13 protein-coding genes are annotated in these 12,038 nt (G+C 75.2%); 11 read left to right on the top strand and 2 right to left on the bottom strand.

Annotated features, from left to right (window positions below; genetic code table 11):
* Nucleotides 1–13: 13 nt before the first annotated feature.
* The 4 genes from AB0B83_RS07520 (at nucleotide 14) to AB0B83_RS07535 (ending at nucleotide 5,813) form a co-directional block, all read left to right on the top strand.
* A complete protein-coding gene (locus tag AB0B83_RS07520) occupies nucleotides 14–1,828 on the top strand; it encodes an ABC transporter ATP-binding protein (protein WP_357577460.1) in 1,815 nt (604 codons plus the stop codon).
* 97 nt (nucleotides 1,829–1,925) lie between these two features.
* Nucleotides 1,926–4,217: an accessory Sec system translocase SecA2 gene (gene secA2, locus AB0B83_RS07525; RefSeq protein ID WP_357577461.1), complete on the top strand. Its 2,292-nt coding sequence runs from the start codon at nucleotides 1,926–1,928 to the stop codon at nucleotides 4,215–4,217.
* Between the two features lie 185 nt (nucleotides 4,218–4,402).
* On the top strand, nucleotides 4,403–5,143 hold the full coding sequence (locus AB0B83_RS07530) for a GAF and ANTAR domain-containing protein (protein ID WP_357577462.1): 741 nt from the start codon (nucleotides 4,403–4,405) through the stop codon (nucleotides 5,141–5,143).
* Nucleotides 5,144–5,309: 166 nt separating this feature from the next.
* A complete protein-coding gene (locus AB0B83_RS07535) occupies nucleotides 5,310–5,813 on the top strand; it encodes a DUF2231 domain-containing protein (protein ID WP_357577463.1) in 504 nt (167 codons plus the stop codon).
* 181 nt (nucleotides 5,814–5,994) lie between these two features.
* Here AB0B83_RS07535 and AB0B83_RS07540 read toward each other — a convergent pair whose 3' ends face one another.
* Both AB0B83_RS07540 and AB0B83_RS07545 read right to left on the bottom strand, forming a co-directional pair.
* Nucleotides 5,995–6,948: a DUF3500 domain-containing protein gene (locus AB0B83_RS07540; protein WP_357577464.1), complete on the bottom strand. Its 954-nt coding sequence runs from the start codon at nucleotides 6,946–6,948 to the stop codon at nucleotides 5,995–5,997.
* A gap of 45 nt (nucleotides 6,949–6,993) precedes the next feature.
* A complete protein-coding gene (locus tag AB0B83_RS07545; RefSeq protein ID WP_357577465.1) occupies nucleotides 6,994–7,392 on the bottom strand; it encodes an ankyrin repeat domain-containing protein in 399 nt (132 codons plus the stop codon).
* Nucleotides 7,393–7,456: 64 nt separating this feature from the next.
* Between AB0B83_RS07545 and AB0B83_RS07550 the strand changes: the two genes are divergently transcribed.
* The 7 genes from AB0B83_RS07550 to AB0B83_RS07580 all read left to right on the top strand — a co-directional run bounded on the left by AB0B83_RS07550 (nucleotide 7,457) and on the right by AB0B83_RS07580 (nucleotide 12,010).
* Complete coding sequence (locus tag AB0B83_RS07550) at nucleotides 7,457–7,834, top strand: signal peptidase I (protein ID WP_357577466.1); 378 nt, start codon at nucleotides 7,457–7,459, stop codon at nucleotides 7,832–7,834.
* Between the two features lie 88 nt (nucleotides 7,835–7,922).
* Nucleotides 7,923–8,378, top strand: a complete 456-nt coding sequence (locus AB0B83_RS07555) for a cysteine dioxygenase family protein (RefSeq protein ID WP_357577467.1) — start codon at nucleotides 7,923–7,925, stop codon at nucleotides 8,376–8,378.
* 110 nt (nucleotides 8,379–8,488) lie between these two features.
* On the top strand, nucleotides 8,489–8,983 hold the full coding sequence (locus AB0B83_RS07560; protein ID WP_357577468.1) for a rhodanese-like domain-containing protein: 495 nt from the start codon (nucleotides 8,489–8,491) through the stop codon (nucleotides 8,981–8,983).
* 47 nt (nucleotides 8,984–9,030) lie between these two features.
* Nucleotides 9,031–9,585 carry a winged helix-turn-helix domain-containing protein gene (locus AB0B83_RS07565; RefSeq protein WP_357577469.1) on the top strand — a complete coding sequence of 185 codons (555 nt, stop codon included), beginning with the start codon at nucleotides 9,031–9,033 and terminating at the stop codon, nucleotides 9,583–9,585.
* 389 nt (nucleotides 9,586–9,974) lie between these two features.
* Entirely contained in the window at nucleotides 9,975–10,577 is a 603-nt protein-coding gene (locus tag AB0B83_RS07570) for a winged helix-turn-helix domain-containing protein (RefSeq protein WP_357577470.1), read from the top strand.
* A gap of 233 nt (nucleotides 10,578–10,810) precedes the next feature.
* Nucleotides 10,811–11,449, top strand: a complete 639-nt coding sequence (locus tag AB0B83_RS07575; protein ID WP_357577471.1) for a uridine kinase — start codon at nucleotides 10,811–10,813, stop codon at nucleotides 11,447–11,449.
* 162 nt (nucleotides 11,450–11,611) lie between these two features.
* Nucleotides 11,612–12,010, top strand: coding sequence for a TraR/DksA C4-type zinc finger protein (locus AB0B83_RS07580; protein ID WP_089000644.1), 399 nt, complete (start codon nucleotides 11,612–11,614; stop codon nucleotides 12,008–12,010).
* Nucleotides 12,011–12,038: the final 28 nt, after the last annotated feature.

Consider the following 12,038-nt stretch of genomic DNA (forward strand, 5'->3'; position numbering starts at 1 on the left):
TACCGTGCCAGCCATGACCGCCGCCGCTCCCGTGACGACCGCCGACGACCCCGCACCGACCGCCGCCGGCGCTCCGGACGGGAGCGTGGACGACCGGCGGGTCGGCCTGGCCGCCCTGCTGCCGTACCTGCGCGCCCACCGCGGCACCCTCGCCGTGGTAGGCGCGCTGTCGCTGGCCGGCGCGGCGGCGTCACTGGCACAGCCGCTGCTCACCCGCTCGGTGCTGGACGGGCTCTCCGGCAGCCGATCGGTGGGCGGCCTGGTCGCGGCGCTGGTCGCCCTGGTGCTGGTGGCCGCGGCGATCGGCGGGGTGCGGGACTACCTGCTGCAACGCACCGCGGAGGGGGTCGTGCTGGGCACCCGACGGCGGCTGGCCGGCCACCTGCTGCGGCTGCCGATCGCCGAGTACGACCGCCGCCGCACCGGCGACCTGCTCTCCCGCGTCGGCTCGGACACCACCCTGCTGCGCGCGGTGGTCACCTCCGGCCTGTTCGAGGTCGTCACCGGCGCCGTGATGGTGCTCGGCGCGGCGGGCGCGATGATCCTGCTCGACCCGGTGCTGTTCGGGGTGACCCTGCTCGGGGTGGCCGCCGGCATCGCCATCGCCGTCGCCTTCGCCCACCGGGTGCGGGGCCTGGCCCGCGCCGCCCAGGAACGCGTCGGCGAGATGACCTCGGCGGTGGAGCGCGCCATCTCCGCCGCCCGGACGATCCGCGCGGCGCGGGCGGAGCGGCGCGAGGCCGACGCGATCGGCGTCAGCGCCGCGCAGGCGTACGCGGCGGGCCTGCGGGTGGCCCGGGTGCAGGCGTTCGTCGGCCCGGCCAGCAGCGTCACCATCCAGGGGGCGTTCCTGCTGGTCCTCGGGGTGGGTGGGGCGCGGGTGGGGGCGGGCGCGATCACCGTCGGCGACCTGGTCGCCTTCATCATGTTCCTGTTCTTCCTGGTCCTTCCGCTCGGGCAGGCGGTGCACGCCTACACCCAGTTGCAGACCGGGCTGGGCGCGCTCCAGCGCATCGAGGAGATGCTCGCCGTGCCGGTCGAGGGGGCCGCCGACCGGCCCGCGCCCGTCCCGTCCCGGGCGCTGCCCGGCGGGGCCCCGGCGTCCGTCGAGTTCGACCGGGTGGGCTTCGGCTACCCCGGCGGCCCGCCGGTGCTGCACGAGGTGAGCTTCACCGTGCCGGCCGGCACCCGCACCGCCCTGGTCGGCCCGTCGGGCGCCGGGAAGTCGACGCTGCTGGCGCTGGTCGAGCGCTTCTACGAGGTCACCGGAGGCGCGCTGCGCATCGACGGGGTCGACGTGCGGGACCTGCCCCGCGACGCGCTGCGCGCCCGGATCGGCTACGTCGAGCAGTCCGCGCCCGTGCTGGCCGGCACGCTGCGGGAGAACCTCCTGATCAGCGCGCCGGAGGCCACGGAGACCCGGCTGCGTGCCGTGCTCGACGAGGTCAACCTCGGCCACCTCGCCGAGCGCGCCCCCGAGGGGCTGGACGTGCAGGTGGGCGAGGGCGGGGTGCTGCTCTCCGGCGGCGAGCGGCAGCGGCTGGCGATCGCCCGCGCCCTGCTGGCCGGCCCGCCGGTGCTGCTGCTCGACGAGCCGACCAGCAACCTCGACGCCCGCAACGAGGCCGCGCTGCGCCGGGCCATCGACGCGGTGGCCGCCCGGCGCACCCTGCTGATCGTGGCGCACCGCCTCTCCACCGTCGTCGACGCCGACCAGATCGTGGTGCTCGACGGCGGCCGGGTGGCGGCCACCGGCACCCACGACGAGCTGACCGGGACCAGCCCGCTCTACCGTGAGCTGGCCACGCACCAGCTCCTGGTGAGCTGAGCGGTCCGCGCCCGCGACCCGCCCGGCGACGACACCCGCGCGGCGGCGCGCCGGGCGGGCCGCCAACACCGGGTCCGGTCGCGTACCGTTGCCGCTCATGGGTGTGTCGCAACGCTTGAAGACCAGGTTCCGCCGGTTCCTCCAGCGCCCGGGGACGACGGTCGACCTGGGGCCGCTGGAGAAGCTGCTGCCGGCCGTCGAGGCGCGCGAGGACGAGCTGTCGGCGCTCGACGACGCCGAGCTGACCGAGGCCGCCGGCAAGACCACGGGCTACGAGGAGATCTGCGCGATCGGCCGCGAGGCCGCCCGCCGCGGCCTCGACCAGCGGCCGTACGACGTGCAGCTGCTGGGCGCGATGGCGCTGCTCTCGGGCAAGGTCGCCGAGATGGCCACCGGTGAGGGCAAGACGCTCACCGCGACAATCGCCGCCTACGGGCACGTCCGGCTGGGCAACGGCCCGGTGCACGTGCTCACCGTCAACGACTACCTGGCCCGGCGCGACGCCCTCTGGATGGAGCCGGTCTACAAGCTGCTCGGCCTGAGCGTCGGCTGGGTCAACGAGGCGTCCACCCCGCAGGAGCGGCGCGACGCGTACGCCTGCGACGTCACCTACGTCTCGGTAAGCGAGGCCGGCTTCGACTACCTGCGCGACCAGCTCGTCACCGACGTGGAGGACCGGGTGCAGCCGCCGCTGCGCACGGCGATCGTCGACGAGGCCGACTCGATCCTCATCGACGAGGCCCGGGTGCCGATGGTCCTCGCCGGCTCGGTCGCCGGCGAGCAGGACCCGGTGCACGCCGCCGCCGCGCAGGTGCGGGGCCTGCGCAAGGGCAAGCACTACACGGTGGCCGAGGACGGCCGCAGCGTCGCCTTCACCGCCGCCGGCCTGGCCGCCGTCGAGGCCAAGCTCGGCATCGACCTGTACGACGAGGAGCACGTCGCGCAGCTCTCCGCCGTGAACGTGGCGCTGCACGCGCACGCCCTGCTGCACCGCGACGTCGACTACATCGTCCGCGACGGCTCCGTCGAGCTGATCGACGAGATGCGGGGCCGGGTCGCCCAGCGTCGCCGCTGGCCGGACGGGCTCCAGGCGGCCGTGGAGGCCAAGGAGGGCCTCGACGCCACCGCCGAGGGCGAGGTGCTCGGCACCATCGCCGTGCAGGCGTACATCGCGCTCTACCCCAAGGTGTGCGGCATGACGGCGACCGCGGTGCTGGTCGGCGACCAGCTCCGCGAGTTCTTCGGCCTCGAGGTGGCGGTGATCCCGCCGAACACCCCGTGCGTGCGCGAGGACGAGACGGACCGCATCTACGCCACCCGGGCCGAGAAGGAGGAGGCGCTGGTCGACGAGATCAAGCGCCACCACGAGCGCGGGCGGCCGGTGCTGGTCGGCACCCTGGACGTGAAGGAGTCCGAGGGGCTGGCGGCCGGCCTGAACGCCATCGGGGTGCCCTGCGTGGTGCTCAACGCGAAGAACGACGACGAGGAGGCGACGATCATCGCCGAGGCCGGCGCGTACGGCGCGGTGACCGTCTCCACCCAGATGGCCGGCCGGGGCGTCGACATCCGCCTCGGCGGCAGCGACCAGGCCGACCGGGACCGGGTCGCCGAGCTGGGCGGCCTCTACGTGATCGGCAGCGGCCGGCACGACAGCCGGCGCGTCGACGACCAGCTGCGCGGCCGGGCCGGGCGGCAGGGCGACCCGGGCGGTTCGGTCTTCTTCGTCAGCCTGGAGGACGACCTGGTCGCCCGGCACGCCGGCGACGCCGTCCCTGCCTCGCCCCGGATGAACGCCGACGGCCTGGTCACCGACGACCAGGTCGAGTACGCCGTCGAGCACGCCCAGCGGGTCGCCGAGGGCGTCAACCACGAGATTCACCGCAACACCTGGCGCTACAGCGTCGTCATCGAGCAGCAGCGCAAGGCCCTCGCGGAGCGCCGGGAAAGGCTGCTGACCAGCGACGTGGCGGCGCTGATGCTGCTGGACCGGGTGCCGGAGAAGGCCGGCGAGATGGACGAGGACCTGCTCGCCCGGGTCGCCCGCTCGATCGCCCTCTACCACCTCGACCGGCTCTGGACGGACCACCTCGCGGAGCTCTCCGAGGTACGCGAGGGCGTGCACCTGCGCGCCCTGGGTCGGCTCGACCCGCTGGACGAGTTCCACCGGGCGGCGGTGCCGGCGTTCAACAACCTGATCCCGGAGATCGAGCGGCGGACGATCGAGACCTTCGAGGAGACCGAGTTCACCGACGACTGGGAGCCGGACGAGGCGAAGCTGGTGCGGCCGAGCGCGACCTGGACGTACCTCGTGCACGACAACCCGTTCGGCTCGGAGCTGGACCGGTTGATCGCCTCGGTGGGGCGGCGGCTCAGCTCCGCGTCGCGCTGACGCTCCGGGGCCCCTTCCGGCGCCTTCGGGTGCCGGGAGGGGCCCCCTTTTGCGCCGTTTCGATCCCGGTTTGCGAGGGTAGTAGGCCGGGTCCGAGGAGTCGGGAGAGACCAGACGATGGAACACGTGACGGCGCCGGTCGGCCGTGCGGGAGCACGCGCCGGGACGGTGGGGGCTGTGGAGCGGTGAACCTGGAGATGTGGGACCCGACGGTGGAGCGGCTCGGTGTCCTGGAGACCGCCGCCCTGCTGCGCGAGCTGACGGCCGCCCTGATCGCGGTCGAGGACTTCGACGAGGCGCTGGACGCGCTGGTGCGCACCGCCCGCGGGGCGGTGGCCGGCGTGAGCTGGTGCGGCTTCACCGCGCTGCGCGCCGGCGAACCGGCCGGGGTCGCGGCCTCCGACGCGCGCCTGGCGGGGCTGGACGACCTGCGGCACGGCCCCGACTCGCCGGCGATGGACGCGATCCGGCGGCGGGAGATGATCCTCTCCGACCGGCTGGATCGCGAGGAGCGCTGGCCGTCCTGGACGCCGCGGGCCCGGGAGTTGGGCGTGCACGGGGTGATCTCCGCACCGGTCGACGTCGACGAACAGGTGATCGGGGCGATCAACCTGTACGCCGGCGCCGCCGACCTGCTCACCCCGGGGCACCAGCTCACCGCGATGCTGCTCGCCGAGCACGCCGGGCTGCTCCTCGCGGCGGTTCGCGACCGGGCGCGCAAGGCGGCCGAGGCCGGGGAACTGGACCCCTCGGTGCTCGGCGACGGGGTGATCGGGCAGGCGATCGGCGTGATCATGACCCAGCGCGGCTGCCCGGCCGGCGAGGCGCTCGACGTGCTGCGCAGCGCGGCGTCGTCGCTGGACATCCCGCTGCGGGAAGTGGCCGACCGGCTGGTCGCCACCGTGTCGCGCCCCCGGGACAACTGAACGCTCCGGCCGTCCCGGGCCGGGGTGGCGCCGTGGGCCCTTCGTGGCCGGTGTGACGACCGGGACCTGCGGGACGGCGGTGACCCGCGGGCCGCGTGTCGTTTCGGCGTACGGGCGCCCGGGTAGCACCCTGGACTGGTGACGTGTGCCTACCTGGGGAGGAACCATGCAGAGCCGGCTGCGGGTGCAGGGGCACCCGATCCAACCGATGCTGGTGACGTTCCCGTTCGGGCTCTTCGTGAGCGCGACCGTGTTCGACCTGACCGACGTGCTCGGCGGGCCGGCCTTCCTCGGTGAGGTGGGCTACTGGACGTCCGTGGCCGCGCTGGTCGCCGCCGCGCTGACCGCCGTGGCCGGCATGATCGACCTGTGGGACGTGCCGGTCGACCGGACCCGGCGCACGGCGGTCACCTTCAACCTGGTGAACGTGGCGATGGCCGCGCTGTTCCTGATCTCCTGCCTCGTCCGCGCCGACGCGCCGCAGCAGGGCGCCTCCGTCGTGCTGCTGCTCACCGAGGTGGTGGCGCTGGGCATCGGCGCGGTCGGCGTCGCGCTGGGCGCCCGGCTGGTCCGCCGCTTCGACGCCGGGCGCCGGGCCGAGCCCACCACCTTCGACGCGTTCTCCAGCGCCTCCGACTCCACCGTCGACCTGGCCCACCACCGCCCCTGACCGTTCGCCCGCCCGCCCGTCCCGGCGGCGTCGATCATGCAGTTGTGGTGGCCGGTAGAGGCCTGTTCGCCCCTTTCGCGGGGCACCACCACTGCCTGATCGACGAGGCCGAGGGCGGCTAGCGAGGCTGGGGGCGGGCGGGGCCGGGACGAGGGCGGCTAGCGAGGCTGGGCTGGGGCGGCTAGCGGGGGTGGGACTCGGCGTGGTGGGCGGCGAGGACGTCCGCGCCGAAGTCGCTGGCCGGGCGGCGCAGGACGGTGTGCGCGTGGTTGCCGTCGTCGGTGGTGTTGTCGTACTCGATGAGCAGGTCGTCGCCCTGGACGCGGTAGTAGTGGCGCCGACCGGGCACCGTCGGGCCGGCCCAGGCGAAGTGCAGCTGCCCGGACTCCAGCCGACGCGCCTCCCGGACCGCCAGCTCGGGTGGGAGCCGGTCCAGGTAGAGCGCCACGAGCTGGTCCAGCAGGGCCCGCCCGGTGGGCCCGAGCCGGTCGGCGGGCACCCCGAGCGGCTCCAGCGGCCCGTCCACCCGGGGGCGGGTGGCGCTGATGATGTCCCCGGGCGCCTCGTCGGCGACGATCGCCGCCGCCCGGCCCGCCGGGCCCATCGCGTCGAGCAGGGCGCGGGCCAGGTCCTCCTCCACGCCCAGCGGCCGGGAGACCGGGCGGCCGGCGTACCGGACGGTGGCCGGGTTGGCGCCGAGGAAGATCGGGGCGGGGGAGACCTGGTCGGCCACCACGGTCATGCTCACCGAGAGGTGGTGCCCCTCCAGGCGCCATGCCCAGGCGTCGTCGCGGGCCGGGTCGCCGAAGACGGCCACCCAGTAGTCGCCGCTGTGCCGGCCCCGACGCCATCCCTCCGCCCGGTCCAGCACCTCCTCCAGCGCGACGATGGCCACCGCCTGGGCGTACGCCGGTGGGCTCAGCGCGGTGGCCAGCAGCCGGTGCGCGGCCTTGCGCCCGGCGCGGTCCAGGTCGGCCAGGCAGACCCCGGGCCGGGGGCGCGGCCGGTACTCGAGCCAGCGGCGGGCCGCCTCGTCGTCGAACCGGTGGGCGGCCTGGGCGCGGGCGGGTTCGTCCAGCGCGGCGAGCAGCGCCGTGGCGGCGGTGCGCATCTGTTCGGGCAGCGGATCCTCCACCGACCCTGTATACCGGGCGCGGACCGGATGCGCCGGGCGTCGGCGTCAGCCGGTCGGCGCGGCCAGCAGCGCGAGCATCTCGGGCAGGTCGAAGAAGCGGGCGGTCTCCACCGCCGACGGGTTGCCGTGGTGCGGGTCGGCCCCGGCGGCGAGCAGCGCCCGGACGGCCTCGGAGCTGCTGCGGAAGGTGGCGGCGGCCAACGCCGTCTGGCCCCGGTCGTTGGTCCGGGAGTGGTCGGCGCCGCGGGCGAGCAGCGCGGCGACGGTCTCGGCGTGGGCGTGGTACGCCGCGAGGATCAGCAGGGTGTCGCCCTTGTCGTTGGTCAGGTCGATTGGCAGCCCCGCGTCGACGTAGTCGGCCAGTTCGGCGGAGGCCCCGTCGCGGGCCAGGTCGAACATCCGGTGCGCGAACGCCAGCGTCTCCGCGTCGAGTTCCTCACTCACCGGTCCAGGTTAGTCGGACGCTCCCCTGGTACGTTGCTCGGCCGGCGTACCGGGGGAGCGTGCGATGGACGACAGGGTGTACGTGGGCAACGCGGGCGTGGACGGGGCGACGAACGCCGGCTGGCTGCTCGGCCACTTCATGCCGCCGGGCGACGCCCGGCACAGCGTCGACGTCGAGGTGAAGTGGGGAGTCCATCCGGCGGGGGAGGCGCGCTCCCGGTGGGCCACGCAGGAGCGGCGTACGGCCCTGCTGGTGCTGGTCAGCGGCCGGTTCCGGGTCGAGTTGCCGGACCGGACGGTGGTGCTCGGCGAGCCCGGCGACTACGTGGTGTGGGGGCGGGGCGTGGACCACTCCTGGTACGCCGAGCGCGAGTCGGTCGTGTTGACGGTGCGCTGGCCGTCGATCCCCGGCTACCGGGTGGAACCGCCGGTTCGCCGCTGACGCGTCCCAGCGTCTGGGAATGCCTACTAAACCAATAGGGTTTGCAGCCTATGCTTGGTCGACGCACCGCCGAACCGCGAGGACCGCCATGCCCGACCGACGCCCACCCGACCTGCTCGCCACCGCCCGGCGGTGGGCCACCGACCCCGCCCGCTGGCCGGTGCCGCTGCGCTTCGACCCGGTCTCCCGCTGGTACGCCCGGCTCGCCCACGAGACCGACCACGAGGTGTGGGCGTTGAGCTGGCTGCCCGGCCAGGGCACCGACCTGCACGACCACGGTGGCTGCGGCGGCGCGTTCCTGGTCGTCTCCGGGGTCCTGACCGAGGAGACGGTGGGCGGGGGCGTGCTCCGCCCGCACCGGTTGCCGGCCGGGTCCGGGCGTCGCTTCGGCCCGCGGCACGTGCACCTGGTGTCCAACCGGGACGACGAGCCGGCGGTGAGCGTCCACGTCTACCGGCCCGCGCTGCGCCGGATGACCAGCTACCGGCTCACCGACGGCCGGCTGCGCGTCGCCGAGGTGGCCGAGGCCGGGGTGGCCTGGTGAGCGCGACGCCGTCGCGCCCGGGGCGCCCGCGACCCCCTGCGCGCCGCCCGCCCCGCGCCGGCGGCCCCCCGCCGTACGTGCACCGTCAGCAACCAGTGGAGGGAACGACCATGCCGCAGACCGACGACCCGCACGCGTGTCCGGCCCCGGTGGTGCCGCCGGGCTCCCGGGGCATCGACGAGATCCTGGCCGCCGCCCGGGCGCGGCTGGACCGGCTGGACCCGGAGCGCGCACACCTGGCGCACCGGCGCGGGGCCTTGCTGGTGGACATCCGCCCGGCCGCCCAGCGGGCCGCCCACGGCACCGTGCCCGGCTCGCTGGTGATCGAGCGCAACGTGCTGGAGTGGCGGTTCGACCCCCGCTGTCCGGCCCGGCTGCCGCAGGCCGTCGGCTACGACCTGCGGGTGATGGTCATCTGCCAGGAGGGCTACACCTCCTCGCTGGCCGCCGCCGCCCTCCGGGATCTCGGGCTGCGCCACGCCACGGACGTCGTCGGCGGCTTCGTCGCCTGGCGGCTCGCCGGCCTGCCCGTGCTCGGCCCCACCCCGCCGCAGCCCACGCCCACCCCCGCGCCCCCGGTGACCGCCGGTCGGGCGCCGTCCTGACCGTCACGCTCCACCGGGCGTGGCGGCACCGCCGCCCAGGAGGCTCCATGTCCGTCGTCGCCATCCCCACCCGACACCACTCGTCCGCGCGCCCCGAGCGGATCGGAGCGGTCCGGCCGCGCTCCGCCCCGACCGTCACCATCACCCTCGACCTCGTCCCGGGGTCGGTGAGCCCCCGCCTGGCCCGGCTGCTGGAGCTGATCGGCGAACTCGCCGAGTCGGGTGAGGGGCGGTTGGGTCCCGGCGTCGCCGAGGACCGGCCGGCGGCGCCCCGGCCGGTGCCGGCCGTCATGGACCCCCAGGCGATCCGGATCGCCACCGGCTCGCGGGTGGTCCACCAGGGCGCCCGCGTCATCCCGCTGACCCGCATCGAGTACGACCTGCTGCTGTTCCTGGCGGAGCAGCCCCGCCGGGTGTTCACGCGGCTCCAGTTGCTGAGTCGGGTGTGGGGCTACGAGCACGCGGTGGCGCGCACCGTCGACGTGCACGTCCGCCGGCTGCGCGCCAAGCTCGACCCGGACATGCCCGTGGTGACCACCGTCTACGGCGTGGGCTACCGCCTCGCCGACGAGGCCCGGATCGAGATCGAGCACAGTCGCTGACGGCGCCACCCCGCGCGGCGTGCCCGATCCCGGGCGCGCCGCGTCGCCGTGTCCGGGGCCGCGGTGTCCCGTCGCCGGTACGCCGCGCGGCACCCCGGTCGCGCGCCCACGGACCTCCGGAGGGCCGACGCGATCCACGCTCATCCATTCCCGGCGCACCCCCGCCGACCACCGTGAACCGGGCGGGCACCCCCCTATCGGGTCAACCCGGCGGCTCTGCTGTAATCATCAGGCTTCGTACGCAGAGCGAGCATCCGGCTCCGATGCGTTCGTCAATTGTCACATTCATGCAACGCAGCCGCCCCTTGACCCTCGCCCGGGCGCCGGGAAGCATCGATGGAGCGGCGTCCCGGGCCGTGGGGAGATACCCGGACCAGCCAAGGAGGACCATGTCGGTCAGCCCCGCCTCGTCGCGCGCCGGATGGCATACGTCCCAGCCCGCTGTTCCCGGACGACCCCCGGGGGGCCAGCGTCGTCCCGCCAACACCGCCGCACCGATGCTCACGGTGACCCTGAACATCCCGTTGGCATCCGAGGAGTCGCTGACCGCGCCCGCCCGACGGCTGCTGGAGGCCGCCCGGGAGATGCTGGAGCGCGGCGAGGGCACCGTCATCACCGCCACCGTCGAACGCCGCCCCGACCCGGTGCCCGCCGGCCGCACGCCGTCGCGCCCGGTCGCCGCCACCATCCCGACCCTGCACATCCTCGCCTCGTCCCGGTCGGTGCTGCGCGACGGCGAGCCGTTGCCCCTGACCCGGCTGGAGTTCGACCTGCTGCTGCACCTCGTCGCCCACCCCCGCCGGGTCTTCACCCGGTTGCAGCTGCTCAACGCGGTCTGGGGCTACGAGCACGCCGGCGTGCGCACCGTGGACGTGCACGTCCGCCGGCTGCGCGGCAAGGTCGGCGTCGACGTCCCGCTGGTCACCACCGTCTACGGCGTCGGCTACCGGCTCGCCGACGACGCCCGCGTCACCATCGACCGCAACGGCTGACACCGCCGGCTGCACGAGCACCGCTCACCGCGCGAGCATCGTCCACCGCGCGCGTTCCGGCCGCGCGAGCATCGTCCACCGCGCGCGTTCCGGCCGCGCGAGCATCGTCCACCGCGCGCGTTCCGGCCGCGCGAGCGCCGTCCACCGCGCGCGTTCCGGCCGCGCGGGCACCGGCCGGGCGAGCAGGGGCCGCCGCGTCCCGTCCGGGGCGGCCGGCGGGGCACCATGGTCGGATGCGGATCCGACCCATCTCCCCGGAGCTGCTCGTCGCCGAGCTGACCGAGCGCCTCGCCGGCACCGACGCCCCCGGCCGGCTGCGGGTGGCCGTCGACGGCGCCCCGGCGGCCGGCCCGGACGAACTCGCCGCCGCGCTGGTCGACCCGCTGCGCGCGCTCGGCCGGCCCGCGCTGCACGTACGCGCCGCCGACTTCCTCCGCCCCGCGTCGGTGCGCCTCGAGTTCGGCCGGACCAACCCGGACGCGTTCTACGAGGGCTGGGTCGACGAGCCGGGGCTGCGCCGGGAGGTGCTCGACCCGGCGGGGCCCGGCGGCTCGGGACGGGTGCTGCCCTCGCTGTGGGACGCCACCACCGACCGGGCCAGCCGCGCCGCGTACGTCGACCTGCCGCCCGGGGGAGTCGTGCTGGTCAGCGGGGCACTGCTGCTCGGCGGGAGCCTGCCCTTCGACGTCACGGTCCACCTGGTGCTCTCCCCGGCCGCCCTGGACCGGCGCACCGACCCCGCGCAGCGGTGGACGCTGCCCGCCTTCGCCCGGTACGCCGACGAGGTCGCACCGGCCTCCTTCGCCGACGTCGTGGTCCGCGCCGACGATCCCCGGCACCCGGCGCTGGTGGAGTCCCCGGTGTCGTCCTGACGCCGTGGCACGGCGAAAAGTCGTCGGTTTGACGGTCGACGTGCCGGGGTATTCGCCCGGCTCACAAGGCGCGGGTGATCCGCCCGCGCGCAGACCACCACGGCGCCGGGCGCACCTACCCGGGGCCCCGGCGGATCTTCCAGGCCAGAAAGGCAGGCAGCGATGCTCGTCCACGACACGATCGGTACGGGCCGATCCCAGGCGGAGATCGACCAGATCCGGCGCTCCCTGCAGGCCCGCTACGACGAGCTGTCCGCGGAGTACGAGCAGGCGGTGCTGCAGAGCCAGGTGCTGCGGCTGGTGGAGGTGGGTGACACCGCCGGTGACGACCAGGCCGACAGCGGCACCAAGACGGCGGAGCGGGACACCGCGCAGTCCCTGCTGCGGACCATCCTCGACCGCCGCGCCCAGTACGAGCACGCCCTCACCCGGCTGGAGGAGGGCACCTACGGCTTCTGCGAGGGCTGCACCTCGGCGATCCCCGTCGAGCGGCTGGAGATCTTCCCCTCCGCCACCACCTGCGTGCAGTGCAAGCAGAACCGGGAACGTCGGGCGGCCTGATCCCCGCCAGCGGTTGCCGGTCGGTCCG

This window comes from Micromonospora sp. NPDC049060, from assembly GCF_040649055.1.
In the GTDB taxonomy this organism is placed as follows: domain Bacteria; phylum Actinomycetota; class Actinomycetes; order Mycobacteriales; family Micromonosporaceae; genus Micromonospora; species Micromonospora reichwaldensis.

Bases quoted from the DNA above. Each gene is read 5' to 3' on its own strand.
- AB0B83_RS07555 (WP_357577467.1), top strand. From the start codon at position 7,923: ATGCCCGACCGACGCCCACCCGACCTGCTCGCCACCGCCCGGCGGTGG.
- AB0B83_RS07550 (WP_357577466.1), top strand. From the start codon at position 7,457: ATGGACGACAGGGTGTACGTGGGCAACGCGGGCGTGGACGGGGCGACG.
- secA2 (WP_357577461.1), top strand. From the start codon at position 1,926: ATGGGTGTGTCGCAACGCTTGAAGACCAGGTTCCGCCGGTTCCTCCAG.
- AB0B83_RS07570 (WP_357577470.1), top strand. From the start codon at position 9,975: ATGTCGGTCAGCCCCGCCTCGTCGCGCGCCGGATGGCATACGTCCCAG.
- AB0B83_RS07520 (WP_357577460.1), top strand. From the start codon at position 14: ATGACCGCCGCCGCTCCCGTGACGACCGCCGACGACCCCGCACCGACC.
- AB0B83_RS07575 (WP_357577471.1), top strand. From the start codon at position 10,811: ATGCGGATCCGACCCATCTCCCCGGAGCTGCTCGTCGCCGAGCTGACC.
- AB0B83_RS07580 (WP_089000644.1), top strand. From the start codon at position 11,612: ATGCTCGTCCACGACACGATCGGTACGGGCCGATCCCAGGCGGAGATC.
- AB0B83_RS07565 (WP_357577469.1), top strand. From the start codon at position 9,031: ATGTCCGTCGTCGCCATCCCCACCCGACACCACTCGTCCGCGCGCCCC.
- AB0B83_RS07535 (WP_357577463.1), top strand. From the start codon at position 5,310: ATGCAGAGCCGGCTGCGGGTGCAGGGGCACCCGATCCAACCGATGCTG.
- AB0B83_RS07560 (WP_357577468.1), top strand. From the start codon at position 8,489: ATGCCGCAGACCGACGACCCGCACGCGTGTCCGGCCCCGGTGGTGCCG.